Raw genomic sequence first — 18,389 nt, forward strand, 5'->3', positions numbered from 1 at the left:
CACATTCCTCCCTTCCTCTTATGATGCTGCTTGTACACGTAACCAGAGAGAGACGCAATGCACATTCATTTTATCCTGCATGAACATTTCGAAGCGCCAGGTGCCTATGAAATCTGGGGGAAAAACCGCGGCTGTAGCCTGAGCTACTCCAGAGTTTATCAGGGCGATCCGTTACCCGAAGACCTGGAGAGCACGGACGTGCTTATCATCATGGGAGGCCCGCAGTCACCCGCCACCACGCTTGAGGAATGCCCCTGGTTTGATGTGCAGGCGGAAAAGGCACTCATCAGCCGCGCGATAGAGGCAGGTAAAACGGTGATAGGAGTTTGTCTGGGCTCACAGCTTATCGGCGAAGCGCTGGGCGCAGCGTTTTGCCACAGCCCGGAAAAAGAGATCGGCAAATTTCCCGTCAGGCTCACTGAGGCAGGCAAGGCCAACCCGCTGTTTAAGGATTTTGGCCACGAGCTGAGCGTCGGTCACTGGCATAACGACATGCCAGGGTTAACGCCGCAGGCTAAGGTGCTCGCTTACAGCGAGGGCTGTCCCCGTCAGATCGTGCAATATGGCGAACGGGTTTACGGTTTTCAGTGCCATATGGAGCTGACGCCGGAGGTCGTTGAGCTGCTGATTGAACATTCGCAGAACGATCTCCGCCGCGCGGCTGAATTTCGTTTTGTCGAAACGGCGGAAAAACTTCGCTCGCATGATTATCGCGAAATGAATCAGGTGCTGTTTTCTTTTCTCGATAAACTGACCGCCTCGCGCTGATGCATTCTCTGGCGCGTCACTTCGCCACCGCACGCCCTTTCCTCTAAACTGTAGCCTGCCCCTGTAAGGTGATACCGGACGTTCCATTCTGGAATGTCTGGTATGCTCAAATTTCATGATGTGATCCGTGGCACATTTTTAGGTTTAATTGTATGATGAATGCGTTTCAGCAAGGACTATCACCATGAGCAAATCATTGAACATTATCTGGCAATATCTGCGCGCATTCGTTCTGATTTACGCCTGTCTGTATGCCGGGATTTTCGTCGCGTCGCTGCTGCCTATCACCATTCCCGGCAGCATTATCGGTATGCTGATCCTCTTTGTTTTGCTGGCGCTGCAAATCCTGCCCGCAAAATGGGTCAACCCCGGCTGCTTCGTCCTCATTCGCTATATGGCGCTGCTTTTCGTGCCTATCGGCGTCGGGGTGATGCAGTATTTTGATTTGCTCAAGGCCCAGTTCGGCCCGATTGTGGTCTCCTGCGCCGTCAGTACGCTGGTGGTTTTCCTGGTCGTGAGCTGGAGTTCGCATCTGGTGCATGGCGAACGTAACGTGATTGGGGAGAAAACAAAAAAATGATGGCCAATATCTGGTGGTCCCTGCCGCTCACTCTGGCAGTGTTTTTCGCCGCACGTAAGCTTGCCGCGCGTTTCAAAATGCCATTGCTGAACCCCCTGCTGGTGGCGATGGTGGTGATTATTCCGTTCCTGCTGCTCACCGGCATTCCTTACGAACGTTACTTTGCCGGCAGCAAAATCTTAAACGACCTGCTGCAGCCTGCCGTTGTGGCGCTCGCCTTTCCTTTATATGAGCAGCTGCACCAGATCCGCGCCCGCTGGAAATCCATCATTACCATCTGTTTTGTGGGCAGCCTGGTGGCGATGCTCACTGGGACGTCGGTAGCGCTGTTGATGGGGGCCTCCCCGCAGATTGCCGCCTCTATCCTGCCGAAATCGGTGACTACGCCTATCGCGATGGCGGTCGGCGGCAGCCTCGGCGGTATTCCGGCCATCAGCGCGATGTGCGTTATTTTCGTCGGTATTCTCGGCGCGGTGTTTGGTCACACCCTGCTGAACGGGATGCGTATTCACACTAAAGCGGCACGGGGACTTTCGATGGGGACCGCCTCCCACGCCCTGGGCACAGCCCGCTGTGCGGAGCTGGACTATCAGGAAGGGGCGTTTAGCTCGCTGGCGCTGGTGATCTGCGGGATTATCACCTCCCTGCTGGCCCCGTTCATTTTCCCGCTGATTCTGGCGGTGATGGGCTAAAATTTGCGATGCGTCGCGCAAATTTCATTTTGATTTCATAAGTTGCATACATAATGAGAAGTGGATCACATATAAAGCCCTGACGGCTCCGTAAACTACCGATCCATTAACCTTTATGAGGCAAACGCCATGCACCCACGTTTTCAAGCTGCTTTCGCCCAGCTTGCAGAGAATTTGCAGTCAGCCCTGGCTCCCGTTCTGGCAGATGCACACTTCCCCGCCCTGCTGACCGCGGAGCAGGTCACGATGCTGAAACAGGCAACGGGACTGGACGAAGACGCGCTGGCTTTCGCACTGCTCCCGCTGGCCGCCGCCTGCGCGCGGGCCGATCTCTCCCACTTTAACGTCGGGGCGATTGCGCGCGGCGTCAGCGGCACCTGGTACTTCGGTGGCAACATGGAGTTCCTGGGCGCGACCATGCAGCAAACCGTTCACGCCGAGCAGAGCGCCATCAGCCACGCCTGGCTGCGCGGTGAAAAAGCCCTGAGCGCCATTACCGTTAACTACACCCCCTGCGGCCACTGCCGTCAGTTTATGAACGAGCTGAACAGCGGGCTGCAGCTGCGCATCAACCTGCCGGGTCGGGCGCCGCACACGCTGGCGGATTATCTGCCTGACGCGTTTGGCCCGAAAGATCTGGAGATCAAAACGCTGCTGATGGACGATCAGGACCACGGTTACGCCCTGTCCGGCGATGACCTGAACCAGGCAGCCATTCGCGCAGCGAACAAGAGCCACACGCCTTACAGCAAGTCCCCGAGCGGCGTGGCGCTGCAGTGCCGTGATGGCCAAATCTTTAGCGGGAGCTATGCGGAAAACGCCGCGTTTAACCCAACGCTGCCACCGCTGCAGGGTGCACTCAACCTGCTGAGCCTGAACGGCTATGACTATCCGGACATTCAGCGCGCCGTTCTGGCTGAGATTGCTGATGCGCCACTGATTCAGTGGGATGCCACCGCCGCAACGCTCAAAGCGTTAGGCTGTACGACAATTGACCGCGTACTGCTTGCGTAATCCTTTCGGCGGGCAGAAGTGCCCGCCAGTTTGCTGAAAAACCCCTCAGTTGATTCACCGTTTCTTGCGCTAACCAGGCGGGTAAAGTAGCCTGAGTTAAATTTCATCCACGAACGAGCCATCTCCATGTTAAAGCGCGTTTTTTACAGCCTGTCTGTCCTGGTCGGCATACTGCTGTTGATCGTGCTGGGTCTCGACCGCTGGATGAGCTGGAAAACCGCCCCCTACATCTTTGATGACCTGCAGGACCTGCCCTATCGTCAGGTTGGCGTGGTGCTCGGCACCGCCAAGTATTACCGCACCGGCGTCATTAACCAGTATTACCGTTACCGCATTCAGGGCGCGCTTAACGCCTACAACAGCGGCAAGGTGAACTACCTGCTGCTGAGCGGGGATAACGCCCTGCAAAGCTACAATGAACCGGTGACGATGCGGAAGGACCTGATTGCAGCGGGCGTGGATCCTGCCGATATCGTGCTCGACTACGCCGGGTTCCGCACCCTGGACTCCATCGTGCGCACGCGCAAAGTTTTCGACACCAACGACTTCATCATCATCACCCAGCGCTTCCACTGCGAGCGCGCGCTGTTTATCGCGCTGCATATGGGCATTCAGGCGCAGTGTTACGCGGTGCCGTCGCCAAAAGATATGCTGAGCGTGCGCGTCCGCGAGTTTGGTGCGCGTTTTGGCGCGCTGGCAGACCTGTATATTTTCAAACGCGAACCGCGCTTTTTAGGCCCGCTGGTACCCATTCCGGCGATGCACGAAGTACCGGAAGATGCGCAGGGTTACCCGGCCGTCACGCCCGAACAGCTGCTTGATTTGCAGAAAAAAGAGAAATAACAGCACCGCCTTTATACTTTCTTTACGCCGGGCCTGACGCTTTTTATCCCCCCTTTACGTCGGCTCTTTTAAGCTGAGTTCACTGCCGCTACGGCTTCATTGAAGAATGACTATGAACTCAATAATGAATGCGTTTTTCCTCAAAAGTCTCCGTCCGTATTTTAACTTTCCCGGTTTATCGCTTCCTGGCGCACTCAATTCCGGTCTCTGGCTTGATGAAAAAATTGACGCCCTGCAGCACAACATTTCAGTAGAAGTAGCAGATTATCTGGAACGTTACCCGCAGACGAAACATGTCGACGTTTACCTGAACGATATCAACGGCACGATGCGCGGCAAGCGCCTGTCGGTGGAGAGCATGCTGACCCTGGAAAAAGGCTGTTATTTTCCCCTTTCGGTCTACCTGATGGATCAGAAAGGAAAAATTGCCGCCCCGCTTCATGATGAGCCGGACCGAATCTGCGTTCCGGTCGCCGGCTCCCTGCGCCCCTGTCCGCAGGATCCGCAGCACAACGCGCAGATCCTGCTGACGATGAAAGACAGCGACGGTAACCCCTGCCCGCTTGAGCCGCGCGTGATACTGCAGAACGTGCTGGCCCGCTTCCACCAGCACGGGCTCTTCCCGGTGATTGCCCCGGAAATCGAGTTCTATCTGACGGGGCATGACGATCGGGATCCGCAAAATCAGGGCTGTTTTCATATGGATACCTCGTCGGCGCATGCGGCGCTGTTTGACGAGCTGGAACAGCTGGCGCACCTTCAGCGCATCCCGCTGTCCGGGATCGTGGCGGAAGCCGAGTCCGGCCAGTACGAATTAAATCTGAAGCATAGCCATCGCGTCGTTGAGGTCTGCGATAACGTGCTGGCGCTGCGTCGCCTGACCCGATACGTTGCCGAAAAGCACGGCCTGCAGGCCAACTTTATGGCTAAACCTTTCAGCCAGCTGTCCGGCAGCGGCTTGCACTTTCATTTCAGCCTGAACAATCGTCACGGCGAAAATGTCTTTGCTTCCCCGGTGAACGCGCTTAACAGCATGATGCGTTTGTGCATTGCGGGCCAGCTGGCGCTGATGCCCGCCTCTGTCGCCATTCTTGCGCCGGGCGTCAACGCGTTTCGTCGCCTGCGTAAAAACCTGACGGAACCCGTATTTAACTCCTGGGGCTATAACACCCGCTCCGCTGCCCTGCGTATCCCCTGTTCGGATGACAACAACCGTCGTATCGAGTACCGGCTGGCCGGGGCTGATGCCAATCCGTATCTGGTGGCAGCCGCTATCCTCACCGGCATGCTGTACGGGCTGGAAAACATCGACGAGGAGGATTTGCCCGAACCGCAGCACGATCGGCCCGAACTTCCGCTGTTTCAGCAGGAGGCGATTGAGACCTTTGCCCGCTGTCAGTACCTCACCGACAGCCTGGGCGACGCTTTTTCCGCACAGTGGGTCGCCTGCAAGCTCTCTGAACTCGACTGGTTTGAACGCATTGTGACCCGGGAGGAGTCACAGCTGGCATAGGGCATAAAAAAGCCCGCTCGGTGAGCGGGCCGGGTATAGCGAGAGACGATTATTTCTTACGCGCGTACTTCAGTGAATCCAGCGCGACCGCGAAGATAATGATCGCGCCCTTGATGATGTACTGCCAGTACGGATTCACGCCGATATAGGTCAGCCCGTAGTTGATCACGGTGAAGATAATCACACCGGTCACCACGCCCAGTACCGTACCCACGCCGCCGCTGAAGGAGACACCGCCCACCACGCAGGCAGCAATCGCATCCAGCTCGTACATGAAGCCAAGGTTGTTGGTTGCAGAGCCGATACGGCCAGCTTCCAGCATCCCGCCGAAGGCATAGAACACACCGGACAGCGCGTAAATCATTAGCAGGTTCAGAGCAACGTTTACCCCGGACACTTTTGCCGCTTCCGGGTTACCGCCGATGGCAAAGATGTTTTTACCGAAGCGCGTTTTGTTCCACAGGATCCAGACGAAAGCCACCGCAATTAGCGCATAGAAGGTGATGTACGACAGGCGGAAGCTGCCCAGCGCGATAAACCCTTGCGTGAAGGTCGAGAAGCCGCTGTCAAAGCCCGAAATCGGCGACGCACCCACGAAGTCGTAATACAGGGAGTTGATACCGTAAACGATGATCATCGTACCCAGGGTGGTGATAAATGGCGTCACGTTCAGGTAAGCGATGATAATACCGTTGATCAGGCCAATCACCGCCCCGATGGCGCAGACAATCAGGATCACCACGAAAATTGGCATGGTGGCCATTTCCGGGAAGACCTTGTTGGCGTTTTCCATCGACTGCAGCAGAGTTGCCGCGATAACCGCCGCCAGACCCACCTGACGACCGGCAGAAAGATCCGTCCCCTGGGTCACGATCAGGCCCGCCACGCCCAGCGCAATGATAATACGCACGGAGGATTGGGTCAGAATGTTACTCAGGTTCAGCAGGCTTAAGAACGTAGGGTCCTGGAAAATGATGATAGCCAGCAGTACTAAAAGAACAACGTAAATACCGCCTTCTTTCAGGTAAGTGAGAAAACTTTTTTTATTTAACGCACTCATGAGGAGCCCCTGATCTTAAAGGTGCAAAGACGCAAGACGCAAAATTTCGTTTTGCGTTGTCGTTTTGGTGTCAACAATACCGGCAACGAGACCATTGCTCATAACCAGAATACGATCTGTGATCCCTAACAATTCCGGCATTTCGGAAGAAATAATAATGATCCCTTTATTCTTTTTCGCCAGCTCGGCAATCAGCTGATAAATTTCAAACTTCGCGCCGACGTCAATACCGCGGGTCGGTTCATCCAGCATCAGAATTTCTGGCTGGGTTAATAACCAACGGCCGATAATGACTTTCTGCTGGTTACCGCCTGACAGCGAACCAATTTGGGTGCGGTGGCCTGGCGTTTTCACGCGCATGGAATCAATGACCCATTGGGTATCGCTTTTCATGCGGGAGTTATCCAGCAGTCCGACTTTGTTTTTATAATTGCGAATGTTAGAAATTAACGAGTTAAAGTTAATATCCAGATAGGCATAAATACCGGTCGAACGACGCTCTTCCGTCACCAGCGCAAAACCATTATTAATGGCTTCGTTGGCGTTGTGGTTGTTGATTTTCTTACCGTGCAGCGTAATCGTGCCTTCGGCTTTCTCACGGATACCGAACAGGGTTTCCACGATATCGGTACGTTTTGCGCCAACCAGACCGGCAATCCCGAGGATTTCACCTTTGTGCAGGTCGAAGGAGACGTCGCGGATGGACGGCTGACGTAACGAGGTCAGATTGCGCACTTCCAGGATCACTTCGCCCGGCTTGTTTTCTTTGTCCGGGAAGCGCTGGTTTAGAGAACGGCCAACCATCATGGCGATGATCTTGTCCATGTCCAGCCCTTCCAGCGGCTGCGTGGCAATCCACTGACCGTCGCGCAGGATGGTGATCTCATCGCACAGCTGGAAGATCTCTTCCATTTTGTGGGAGATATACACAATGCCGCAGCCGCGATCTTTTAGCTTACGAATAATGGTAAAAAGGTGATTAACCTCTTTTTCCGTTAATGATGATGTTGGTTCGTCCATGATGACGATTTTCGCATCATAGGAGAACGCTTTGGCGATTTCGATCATCTGCATCTGGGAGACGGATAATGTTCCCACGCGGGCGCGCGGATCGATATCAATATCCAGCTCGTCGAAAATCGCTTTGGTGTCGCGATACATTTTGTCCTGATCGACAAAGACACCTTTGGTTGGATAACGCCCTAACCACATGTTATCCATAACTGAACGCTGCAGCACCAGGTTTAATTCCTGGTGAACCATCGAGATACCGTTTTCCAGTGCTTCTTTCGCTGAATGGAAATCGATCTCTTTCCCCTGAAAAAGAATGCTGCCAGAATCTTTTTGATAGATCCCAAAAAGACATTTTAATAATGTTGATTTACCCGCACCGTTTTCACCCATTAAGGCGTGAATAGAGTGAGGACGAACTTTTAAATTAACATTATCGAGTGCCTTAACGCCGGGAAATGACTTGTTGATACCGCTCATTTCCAACAGGTATTCACCGGATGACTGAGTAGTTGTGCTGACCATAATTATACCTTGTTGGCCTCGCATATCGCGTTATAAAAGGGCGCAACGAATTGCGCCCAGTGGAGACAGTACCGCTAACTTATTTACCGATAAACTCAGCCAGGTTGGACTGGTCTACGCCCACGTAAGGTACGCGAACGATTTTGTTTTCAATTTTCCAGCTGGTGCCATCTGCCGCACCTTTACCGTCGGCCAGGTTTTTCGCCAGATCGAAGGTCGCTTTCGCCTGGTTGTTGGCATCGTTCAGAACGGTACCGGCCATCGCACCAGATTTAACCAGCGCCAGCGCTTCTGGCAACGCATCTACACCGAACACAGGAATGGAGGATTTGTTGTGCGCTTTCAGCGCTTCTACCGCACCCATTGCCATCGCATCGTTGTTGGCGATAACCACTTCGATTTTGTTCGCGTTAGGGCCGGACAGCCACGCGTCCATCTTATCTTTCGCCTGAGCGGTATCCCACATCGCGGTATCTAACGCCAGCTGCTGGGTTTTCAGACCCTTGTCGTTCAGCTCTTTGATAACGTAAGTGGTACGGGCTTCAGCATCCGGGTGGCCGGGTTCGCCTTTCAGCAGTACGAACTGAATCTGACCGTCTTTGTTCAGGTCCCAGCTCGGGTTCGCCGCCCAGTGTTTGGCGATCAGATCGCCCTGAATAATACCGGACTCTTTGGAGTCGGTACCGACGTAATACGCTTTGTCGTAGCTATCCAGCGCCTTACGGGAAGGTTCTTTGTTGAAGAAGACGATTGGCACGTTCTGGCCGCGCGCTTTTTCAATAACCGTGCCTGCAGCAGCCGGGTCAACCAGGTTGATGGCCAGGGCTTTCACGCCTTTCGCCAGCAGAACGTCGATCTGGTCGTTCTGTTTGGACTGGTCGTTCTGGGAGTCGTTCATCAGCAGCTGAACGTCTGGCGCTGCTTTCGCATCTTTCTCAATTGCTTTACGCACAACAGACATGAAGTTGTCGTCGTATTTATAGATGGTCACACCAATACGGGTATCCGCAGCGTGCGCTGCTGCACCAAAAAGCATGCTTGCCATTACAGCAGACAGGGTCAACACCTTCTTATTCATGGTATCTCCGGTTTTTTTTATGCAGGGTAGTTCTTGTGAATAACGATCGGCGGGCAGGTGTTAATAAAACGTTACTGACAGCCGAAGTTCACTTATAAAATTTCTATCTTCCGTGTTCGGTAACGCTCCAGAAATGCGTTTTATTCGTTGTTTGCGGCACATTGGCTATAGTGAAAGTGAATAATCACCGTTACATAGCGTTTCAGCTCCTAAAACGCTGACATCATAGTCAGCGCCTTGTTAAGATACTGTGAATTTACTCACAGATTGAAAACGGTTACATCACCTGATGTAATCAGTTAGTGATCGGAACCACAATTTGCCTGGCCGCGACGGAGTGCCGGCGCACTAAAGTCGGCATGAAACAGTGCGTTGCGCCCGGATCCAGCAGCCCTGCCGCCCCCTGTAACGCCAGCTCAGTCGCCAGTTTCGCCATAGAGGCAATGGGGTAGCGCACCGTTGTCAGCTGCGGGTCGGTGTAACGGGCAATCGGAATATCATCAAAGCCAATGAGTGATAAATGCTGTGGCACCGCAATGCCATTATCTTTCAGCGCCGTCAGGGCCCCTGCCGCCATGCTGTCGTTATAGGCAAACACCGCAGAAAGCTGCAGGTTGCGGCCCAGCAGCTCGACCATTGCCGCCTCGCCGCCCTGCATGTCCGGCGTACCGGTGCCAGTCCAGCTTTCTGACGGCGTAATGCCGTGCTCTTTCAGGGCGTTTTGCCACCCCTCGCGCCGCATGTCGTCATCTTCAATATGATGGCTGGAGGCCAGATAGCCGATCCGCTGATGCCCGTTGTTGATGAGCATCTTCGTGGCCATCATGGCACCGCTGACGTTATCCAGCCCGACGCAGCGATGGGCATAGCCGGGAACGATGCGGTTGATCAGCACCATGCCCGGGATCTGATCCATAAAACCGGTTAGCTCTTCATCACTCAAAGCTTTTGAGTGGACAATCAAGGCGTTACAACGCTGGCGGATCAGCACTTCGATGGCATGGCGCTCTTTTTCCGACTCATGATAGCTGTTGCCGATCAGGACATATTTCTGATGCTGCTGGGCGACCACGTCGACCGCTTTGACCAGCGCGCCGAAAAAGGCATCCGATACATCCATCACCACCACGCCGATGGTGTCGCTGACCTGCGTCGCAAGCGCCTGGGCATTGGCATTTGGCCGGTACCCGAGCTGGGTCACGGCTTTCATTACGGTTTCACGGGTTTCAGGGCTGACCAGCGCGCTGTTATTCAGCACGCGTGAGACGGTAGCCACAGAAACGCCCGCCTGACGGGCGACGTCACGAATGGTGATCATATTCACCATCCTTCAAAGGATTGCAGCAACTCACAGACACCCCCTGTGTTTAGCAAGGTGGCTATTTTGGCAGCGAGAGGAAGGGGACTACGTGAAGAAGCTCACACTCATGAAAACGCTTACATCCGTTTTGTTAATGATTGTGATCCAGATCGTTATCTGGATGTATTTTTCAATGATATCCCTGAAGCATGTGCGGTTAACTGACGCCACACCCACTCCAGCGGTCCCTGGCGGAAATAGCGTAGCCAGAGAACAGAAAATGCCAGGTTTACTACCCAGACCGGGATAACAAACGCCAGCAGCGTGAGGCGGTCGAATTTCATAAACAGGCCAAAGCGATAGAAAAGCGTGGTGCAGATCAGCGTTTGCAGAAGGTAATTGCTCAACGCCATGCGGCCCACGCAGGCGATAGCGCTGACGATCCACAGGCGGGAAAGCGTTGGCCAGAAGCCATAGATCAGCGCCGCATAGCCGATGGTCTGGAACGGCGCGCTCAGTTCGCGCGGCACCTGAAGCAGGAACGCGCACCAGCGGTAATCCCAGTGGATGTGCCATTGTGCAATGACCGCCGGGAGGTTAATCAGCACGCCGAGCAGCACCAGCCCGATGCCCGTTCGCCGATAGTGACGCAGGCTGAACTCCCCTTTCAGCCAGCCGGTGCGCATCAGTGACGCGCCCATCAGCATCATGCCCGCCAGCTGCCAGCCGTATTGCGCCCCCAGCGCAAGGAGGTTATCCCCCAGCATATCCGCGCGGTTGCTTATCGCTTCCGTGCCGCCCTTCAGCTTCCAGTACTGTTCGTACTGCAGGTTAGCAGCATCCGGGATCCAGGCACGGTTTGTCGCCTCGCCGGAGATCGTCCCCAGCAGCAGCAGTACCCCAAGCCCCATGACATAGAGCATCACGCCGGTGTTAAACAGGCTTTTTACGCTGTGCGCATCGCGAATCAGACGCCAGCAGATGAGCCCGACTAACCCATACGCGAGAAGAATATCGCCGTCCCAGAAGAACAGGCCGTGGATAAAGCCGAGAAGCACCAGCAGCGTCAGGCGCGACTGGATCCAGCGCGTACCGCGTTTGAGGAGCAGTTGCAGACCAGCGCCAAACAGCAGGGCAAACAGCGTGAGGAATTTAACCTGCGCGAAGAGGTCGAGGACAGCCCAGGTCCAGGCATCACTGCGCGTGATGTCGCCATACCAGGCAGGATTGAGATAAGCCGCCTTCGGCAAGCCGAAGGCGCTGATATTGAGCAGCAGGATACCGAGAATGGCGACGCCGCGAACAAAATCGAGCGTGACGTTTCGCTCCATGGTTCCTGCCCTGTAAGACTTAGTTGTGGTGACGTACCGCGCGCAGGAACTCCTGGCGGGTATTCTGGCTCGATTTAAACAGGCCGCCCAGCGAGGTTGTTGTGGTCGCACTGGTTGCATCACGCACGCCGCGCGCCTTCACGCAGTAGTGAACCGCGTCGATAGAGACGGCCACGTTATTGGTGCCCAGCAGCGTTTGCAGCGCGGTCAGGATCTGCTGCGTCAGACGCTCCTGAACCTGCGGACGCTGGGCAAAGAACTGCACGATGCGGTTGATCTTCGACAGGCCAATCACCGTGTCTTTTGGGATATACGCCACGGTCGCTTTACCGTCGATGGTCACAAAATGGTGTTCGCAGGTGCTGGTCAGCGTGATATCGCGTACCGTCACCATCTCATCCACTTTCATCTTGTTTTCAATGACGGTGATTTTCGGGAAGTTGGCGTAATCCAGCCCGGAGAAAATTTCGTCGACGTACATTTTCGCGATACGGTGCGGCGTCTCCATCAGACTGTCGTCACTCAGATCGAGATTCAGCAGCTCCATGATATCGGTCATATGACCGGCAATCAGACGCTTGCGGGTTTCATTGTCCAAATCCTGTACGGGCGGACGCAGTGGCGTTTCAAGACCGCGCGCAACCAGGGCTTCGTGGACCAGGGCAGCTTCTTTACTGAGTGATGACATTTTGTTCTCCTGCAGGTGTGGCGTCTTTTGCCCTCGTTGTGGCAAAAGTATGCGCTCATTGTGCGTGAGGCCGCGCACATAATCCAGTATTCACGGCGATAATTATTGCAATTGCTGTTGCCTTTCAGCGTGGCGATTCCAGACCAGAGCTCCCCCGACAAACAGCGCAATGCCCGCCAGCCCCAACGCGGGCTCCAGCCGGTGGGTAAGCCAGGTTGATAACGCCGAGGTCATCGGGCCAATCAACTGACCAATTGCATACCCGGTGGTGAGCAGGCCGGCCATATAGCGCGTGTGGTTTGGCGCCAGCTCGCGACCGTATAAAAGAGAAAGCTGCACGGCACACAAAAAGCCGCCTCCCACCAGCAGCCCGCCCGTCAGCAAACCGCCAATCCCCGGCAGCAGCCAGGCCGCCAGCACGCCAGCCCCCTGTAACCACAGCACGATAGCCAGCCTGCGGTTAGCCGTTGAGGTGTGGCGTAAAAGAATACTGAGCGCAATGCCCACCACGGCGGCGATGCCAAAAATCGGCCAGACAAACTGCGCAAACAGGCTGCCGGGAAAACGCACCGCCGCCATTTGCGACAGGAATGTCGCCGGCAGGATATAGCCAAACCCGGCCAGGCTGTAGCTCCAGACCAGGCGCTTTAAATCCGCCGTCAGCACCAGCGGCTCCGGGGCGCTGCCGGGGCGATGGAGCTGCCCGGATCGCGGGAGGTAGCGTGCCACCAGCGCAATCAGCACCAGCGCCAGCACGCCGTAGATTTGCCATGCCGCCCCGGCCGAAAGGGATTTTGCCTGGATATAGACGGCGAGCAGCCCGCTCAGGGCAATGCCCGCCCCCGGTCCGGCAAACACCGCAGCGCTCAGGCCCGGTTTACCCAACTGCCCCAGCCTTTCGTTGGTCCAGGCGGCAATGAGCACCATCGACCAGCCGCTCATGCAGCCAATCACGAAGCGCAGCAGGCCGTGCACGACGGCGTTATCCGCCGCCGCGGAGAGCAGCGTCAGCGCAACCGCACCGGTGATGCCAAGCCAGAGGCGCGTTTCCACAAAGCGGTGCGCGCGCATGGCATCCCATGCCCCCACCAGATAGCCCAGATAATTCATCGCCGCCACCAGACCCGCGCTGGTCAGCGTAAGCTGTCCGGCAGCAATCATGAGCGGCACCTGAGGCGTAAAGGCGAAGCGCCCTATCCCCATCGCCACCACCAGAACGACAAACCCACTGAGCGCAATACGCAGCGCCATGATGGCTCCAATTGTTAAAGAAAAGTAAATTTATGATGCAGCATCTCGCCGTCCGGCGAAAGTGAAAGTTGCTCACAGGTCAATGAAAAGGCTGTATTATGGTTTTTATGAATACGCATTCTCATTAAGGAGCCCTGCATGGAACTGCTCGAAGAGCACCGTTGTTTTGAAGGTCGACAGCAGCGCTGGCGGCATGACTCCACCGTTCTGAACTGTGCGATGACGTTCAGCATTTTCCTGCCGCCGACGGAAAATCCGCCGGTTCTGTTCTGGCTGTCAGGCCTGACCTGCAACGACGAAAACTTCACCACCAAAGCGGGCGCGCAGAGACTTGCCGCCGAGCTGGGTATTGCGCTGGTGATGCCTGACACCAGCCCGCGTGGCGATGATGTGGCCGACGATGCAGGATATGACCTGGGCAAAGGTGCCGGATTTTATCTGAACGCAACCGAGCAGCCCTGGGCGAGCCACTACCGCATGTATGATTACCTTCGCGACGAGCTGCCCGCGCTGGTTCAGTCCGGGTTTGCGGTAAGCGACCGCTGCGCCATCAGCGGACACTCCATGGGTGGACACGGGGCGTTAATTATGGCGCTAAAAAATCCGGGAAAATACGTTAGCGTGTCGGCATTTGCGCCAATTGTGAACCCAACACAGGTGCCGTGGGGGCAGAAAGCCTTCACGAACTATCTGGGTGAAGATGAAGCGAATTGGCAGGAATGGGACAGCTGTGCGCTGATGCTGGCCAGCAGCTCGGCAAATGCGATCCCGATGCTTATCGATCAGGGCGATGCGGACCAGTTCCTCGCCGGACAGCTACAGCCTGCGGTGCTGGCAGAAGCGGCACGCCAGAAGGACTGGCCGCTGACGCTGCGCATTCAGCCGGGGTATGATCACAGCTATTACTTCATCGCGTCCTTTATTGAGGATCATCTCCGCTTCCATGCGGAGCATTTGTTCGCGTAAGTGCGGATGATTGCCGGGTGGCGGCTTCGCCTTACCCGGCCTACGTTCGTGGATTTTGTAGGCCCGGTAAGCGAAGCGCCACCGGGCATAAAGGTTACATCAGAACTTATAATCCACGCCGACAAAGTAGCGACGGCCATCTTCGGTATAGCTGTAATCGTCACGGCTCAGATCTTTATCCAGCAGGTTCTGCACGCCCGCGCGCAGCTTCATGGCTTTCGTTACCTGCCACGCGGCGCCGGTATTCCAGATGACATAGCCACCCGGCGTTGCTGCACTGCTGGTCAGCGCGCGTTTCTCACCGGTGTAGTTGCCCTGAACGTAGAACGACCAGTCCTGCGTCGCCTTCCAGTCAACGGTACCGTTGGCGGTGTGGAACGGCAGATCGGACAGCGGCTTGTTGCCGCCGTTGCTGATATCACGACCGTCGTTGTAGGTGTAGTTCAGCGTCACTTTCCAGTCGTCCGCCAGCGGGAATTTCAGCTCGGTCTCCACCCCGCGGATGCGCGCCTTGTTAACGTTGTAGTAGCGGAAAATCGGCTCGCCGTCGGCATTCAGCCCGACATAGTTAGGGTAGCCCTGCGCCTGGTTTACATTGGCCGTACGGCTGATGCTGATGCGGTCATCCACATTATTCTGGAAGGTGGTGACGCTGGCCTGCACGCCCTCTAACCAGCCCTCTTCCCCACTGTAGTAGAGACCGAATTCGAAGCTCTCGCTGGTTTCCGGCTTCAGGTCCGGGTTACCGACAATCTCACAGGCACCGCGGCACGAGCCGGTGACCCAGTCCGGGCTCAGCTGCAGCAGCGACGGCGCTTTAAACGCGGTAGCCCAGCCCCCTTTCACTGTTACGGTATCGGTCGCGTTGTAGACCAGATAGGCTCGCGGACTCCAGTGGTCACCGTAGGTATCATGGTCGTCCATACGGATGCCGGTGGTCAGCGCCAGAGGTTCAAAGATACGCCACTCGTCCTCAAGGAACAGGGCATACTGGCTTGTCGACGTACTGCTGCTGGAACCGCCCGTCAGGTTGACCGGATCTTTCAGCTTATCGTGACGCCATTCGCCGCCGAAGGTCAGCAGCTGGTTGATTTCGCCCAGCGGCAGCACATATTTTCCGTCCACAGCGTTGCTCTCGGAGGTGATCGGATTGCTGTTGCCCGGGTTTTTGTTATCCACCTTTTCACCGTAAACCTTCAGCTCGCTGTTGCCGACGCCCCAACGACCGTTGTGGCTGAGAGAGTAGTTCTGACGCTCAAGGCGGTTTTTGTCGAGGGAATCCGAGTCGCGATCCTGACGGTCGAAGCCGTAGCCCGCCGTGAAGTCGTGGTTTTCAGACGGTGTCCAGGCGAACTCCACATTCGCATCGCGGCTGGTGAAGCCCTCAATGCGCGGCGTTTCACCGCTCGCCGTGGTGGAGGACTTCTGCTGACCGTCTTTCTCACGCTTCGCGAGGCTACCGTAGGCCTTCAGCCCAAGCAGGCCGTCCACCAGCGGGCCGCTGGTATAGAACTGGCCGTTGTAGGTGTCTCCACGGTCGCGGTGTTCCTGAATTGTGGAATCGGCGCTCAGGGTACCCGTCCATTTCTGGCCGATTTTTTTGGTGATAATGTTCACCACGCCGCCCAGCGCATCGGAACCGTACAGAGAAGACATCGGTCCGCGCACCACTTCGATGCGTTCGATGGCGTCAACCGGCACCCAGTTGAGGTCGAAATCATTATGCCGGAACACCGCGTTACGCGAGTTGACGCGCTTGCCGTCGATCAGGATCAGCGTATAGCTGCTGTCCAGTCCACGAATACTTACCCCTTTACGGTTGTCCCCTTCGCTTGTGAGCTGAACGCCCGGCACATCCCGTAACACATCTTTCAGATTCTGAACGGGCTTGCGCTGCAAATCTTCCTGGGTAATCACGCTGATGCTTGCGGGTGCGTCTTTCAGGTTTTGCTCGGTCGCGGAGGCCGTTACAACCATCGTGTCGCCGGATTCCGCTGCGATAACAGGCAGGGCCAGGGACATTGCGGACGCACAAAGTCCTCCCCTGACGAAGGGATTCAACCTAAACATTCCATATCTCCATGAGGTAAATACAACTAAATCAAATCATCATTGCTCACAGCGTCTTCCTTACCGCCCACATCTGCGGTGGGTCAGTGACACGCTTATTTTTGATAACGATAAAGCAAACGATAATTATTATCAATTAAATTGTTAAGAAATATATCTTTGTTTCAGGATGCGGGCATAAAAAAACCCGCTCGAATGAGCGGGTTAAAAGAGAGGAAGTGCGGTTATTGTTTAAATCGTTCCGGGAATTCCATTTCACTGTAGCGAACGAATTTTGTTCCTTTCGTCAGCTTGTAGCCAAACCAGATAACGAGGAACAGCGGAATACCAATGTAGGTCGCCGTGACGGCGCCCCAGTCAATGGTGTCCGCCAGGAACGCTTCATAGTTCTGTCCAAGCGTAATGATCAGGCACAGAATGAAGGCGAAAATGGGGCCCAGCGGGAAGAAGCCGGAGCGATACGGCAGCGAGTTAATATCGTGACCCTGCTTGACGAAGCCGCGGCGGAAACGGTAGTGGCTAATGGCAATCCCCAGCCAGGCAATAAAGCCCGTCATCCCTGAGGTATTAAGCAGCCACAGGTACACCGTCTGGTTACCAAACATGGAGGTCAGGAAGCACAGACCGGCGATTACCGTTGTCGCGTACAGCGCGTTACGCGGGACGCCGCCGCGGGACAGTTTCGCGAAAATACGCGGGGCTTTACCGTCGCATGCCAGCGTGTAGAGCATGCGGGTGGACGCGTACATCCCGGAGTTACCGGCAGAAAGCACGGCGGTCAGGATAACGGCGTTCATCACTGCCGCAGCAGAAAGCAGGCCGGCGTGCTGGAAGACCAGCGTGAACGGGCTGACGCTAATGTCTTTGACGTCATTACGCAGCAGGCTTGGATCGGTGTACGGGATGATCAGGCTGATAATCAGGATCGCGAACACATAGAACAGCAGGATACGCCAGAATACCTGACGGACCGCACGCGGAATATTTTTCTCCGGGTTCTCTGACTCACCGGCGGCGATACCAATCAGCTCGGTCCCCTGGAAGGAGAAGCCGACAATCATCGCCACGCCAATCATCGCCGACAGTCCACCGGCAAACGGCGCATCGCCTATCGCCCAGTTACTCCAGCCTGCAGGTTCTGCGCCTTTGAAAATACCAACGATCATCGCCACACCGACGACGATAAAGATGATGACGGTTGCCACTTTGATCAAAGAGAACCAGTATTCCGCTTCGCCGAAACCGCGCACGGAGATGTAGTTCAGCAAGAAGATGACGGCGAGGAACAGGGCGCTCCAGATCCAGCCCGGCGTATCCGGGAACCACCAGTTCATCACCAGCTGTGCGGCAACAAGGTCAACAGCGATAGTAACCGCCCAGTTGTACCAGTAGTTCCAGCCCAGCGCGAAGCCGAAGCCTTCTTCAACGTATTTTTGACCATAGGTCGAGAACGAACCGGATACCGGCATGTACGCGGCCAGTTCGCCGAGACTGGTCATCAGGAAGTACACCATCAGGCCAATCAGGATATAAGAGAATAATGCCCCACCCGGGCCGGCTGCCGAAATCGTTGCGCCAGAGGCAACGAAAAGACCTGTACCGATTGAGCCGCCAATAGCGATCATCGTCAGGTGACGCGCCTTGAGTTCACGACGTAGCGTGGGCGCTTCTGTGGTTTTAATTTCTGAAACCATATGAA

At 55.5% G+C, this 18,389-nt stretch carries 16 protein-coding genes; 7 read left to right on the top strand and 9 right to left on the bottom strand.

From position 1 onward, the window contains the following. Positions 1–57: 57 nt before the first annotated feature. The 6 genes from L370_RS00805 (at position 58) to L370_RS00780 (ending at position 5,410) form a co-directional block, all read left to right on the top strand. Positions 58–768: a type 1 glutamine amidotransferase gene (locus tag L370_RS00805; protein WP_023336340.1), complete on the top strand. Its 711-nt coding sequence runs from the start codon at positions 58–60 to the stop codon at positions 766–768. A gap of 184 nt (positions 769–952) precedes the next feature. Beyond that, entirely contained in the window at positions 953–1,348 is a 396-nt protein-coding gene (locus L370_RS00800; protein ID WP_023336341.1) for a CidA/LrgA family protein, read from the top strand. Continuing rightward, positions 1,345–2,040: a CidB/LrgB family autolysis modulator gene (locus tag L370_RS00795; protein ID WP_023336342.1), complete on the top strand. Its 696-nt coding sequence runs from the start codon at positions 1,345–1,347 to the stop codon at positions 2,038–2,040. The genes L370_RS00800 and L370_RS00795 overlap by 4 nt, the downstream gene beginning before the upstream one ends. 129 nt (positions 2,041–2,169) lie before the next feature. Then, on the top strand, positions 2,170–3,054 hold the full coding sequence (cdd, locus tag L370_RS00790; RefSeq protein ID WP_023336343.1) for a cytidine deaminase: 885 nt from the start codon (positions 2,170–2,172) through the stop codon (positions 3,052–3,054). Positions 3,055–3,180: 126 nt separating this feature from the next. Next, positions 3,181–3,897, top strand: coding sequence for an outer membrane permeability protein SanA (sanA, locus tag L370_RS00785; RefSeq protein WP_023336344.1), 717 nt, complete (start codon positions 3,181–3,183; stop codon positions 3,895–3,897). A 124-nt stretch (positions 3,898–4,021) separates the two neighbouring features. Beyond that, positions 4,022–5,410 (top strand): glutamine synthetase family protein, encoded by a 1,389-nt coding sequence (locus L370_RS00780; protein ID WP_023336345.1) that lies wholly within the window; start codon positions 4,022–4,024, stop codon positions 5,408–5,410. Between the two features lie 49 nt (positions 5,411–5,459). Here the strand turns inward: L370_RS00780 and mglC are convergent, their stop codons facing one another. The 7 genes from mglC to L370_RS00745 all read right to left on the bottom strand — a co-directional run bounded on the left by mglC (position 5,460) and on the right by L370_RS00745 (position 13,654). Then, complete coding sequence (gene mglC, locus L370_RS00775) at positions 5,460–6,470, bottom strand: galactose/methyl galactoside ABC transporter permease MglC (protein WP_013097952.1); 1,011 nt, start codon at positions 6,468–6,470, stop codon at positions 5,460–5,462. 15 nt (positions 6,471–6,485) lie between these two features. Then, the gene (gene mglA / locus L370_RS00770; protein WP_008500922.1) at positions 6,486–8,006 is read right to left on the bottom strand and encodes a galactose/methyl galactoside ABC transporter ATP-binding protein MglA; all 1,521 of its coding nucleotides are present in this window, start codon (positions 8,004–8,006) and stop codon (positions 6,486–6,488) included. Positions 8,007–8,085: 79 nt separating this feature from the next. Beyond that, positions 8,086–9,084, bottom strand: a complete 999-nt coding sequence (mglB, locus tag L370_RS00765) for a galactose/glucose ABC transporter substrate-binding protein MglB (protein WP_023336346.1) — start codon at positions 9,082–9,084, stop codon at positions 8,086–8,088. A 295-nt stretch (positions 9,085–9,379) separates the two neighbouring features. Beyond that, a complete protein-coding gene (galS, locus tag L370_RS00760; protein ID WP_023336347.1) occupies positions 9,380–10,402 on the bottom strand; it encodes an HTH-type transcriptional regulator GalS in 1,023 nt (340 codons plus the stop codon). Positions 10,403–10,557: 155 nt separating this feature from the next. Continuing rightward, entirely contained in the window at positions 10,558–11,715 is a 1,158-nt protein-coding gene (gene yeiB / locus L370_RS00755) for a DUF418 domain-containing protein YeiB (protein WP_023336348.1), read from the bottom strand. Positions 11,716–11,734: 19 nt separating this feature from the next. Beyond that, a complete protein-coding gene (gene folE / locus L370_RS00750; protein WP_008500927.1) occupies positions 11,735–12,403 on the bottom strand; it encodes a GTP cyclohydrolase I FolE in 669 nt (222 codons plus the stop codon). Positions 12,404–12,505: 102 nt separating this feature from the next. Then, positions 12,506–13,654 (bottom strand): YbfB/YjiJ family MFS transporter, encoded by a 1,149-nt coding sequence (locus L370_RS00745; RefSeq protein WP_023336349.1) that lies wholly within the window; start codon positions 13,652–13,654, stop codon positions 12,506–12,508. Between the two features lie 138 nt (positions 13,655–13,792). Here L370_RS00745 and fghA point away from each other — a divergent pair, with 138 nt between their 5' ends. Next, on the top strand, positions 13,793–14,620 hold the full coding sequence (gene fghA / locus L370_RS00740; RefSeq protein WP_023336350.1) for an S-formylglutathione hydrolase: 828 nt from the start codon (positions 13,793–13,795) through the stop codon (positions 14,618–14,620). Positions 14,621–14,719: 99 nt separating this feature from the next. On the opposite strand, the gene cirA is transcribed toward fghA, so the two are convergent. Together cirA and L370_RS00730 are read right to left on the bottom strand one after the other, a co-directional pair. Then, positions 14,720–16,690 (bottom strand): catecholate siderophore receptor CirA, encoded by a 1,971-nt coding sequence (gene cirA, locus L370_RS00735; RefSeq protein WP_023336351.1) that lies wholly within the window; start codon positions 16,688–16,690, stop codon positions 14,720–14,722. Between the two features lie 224 nt (positions 16,691–16,914). Then, positions 16,915–18,384 carry an amino acid permease gene (locus L370_RS00730; RefSeq protein ID WP_023336352.1) on the bottom strand — a complete coding sequence of 490 codons (1,470 nt, stop codon included), beginning with the start codon at positions 18,382–18,384 and terminating at the stop codon, positions 16,915–16,917. Between the last annotated feature and the right edge of the window lie 5 nt (positions 18,385–18,389).

Origin of the sequence: Enterobacter sp. MGH 24, assembly GCF_000493015.1 — a bacterium.
GTDB lineage: Bacteria > Pseudomonadota > Gammaproteobacteria > Enterobacterales > Enterobacteriaceae > Enterobacter.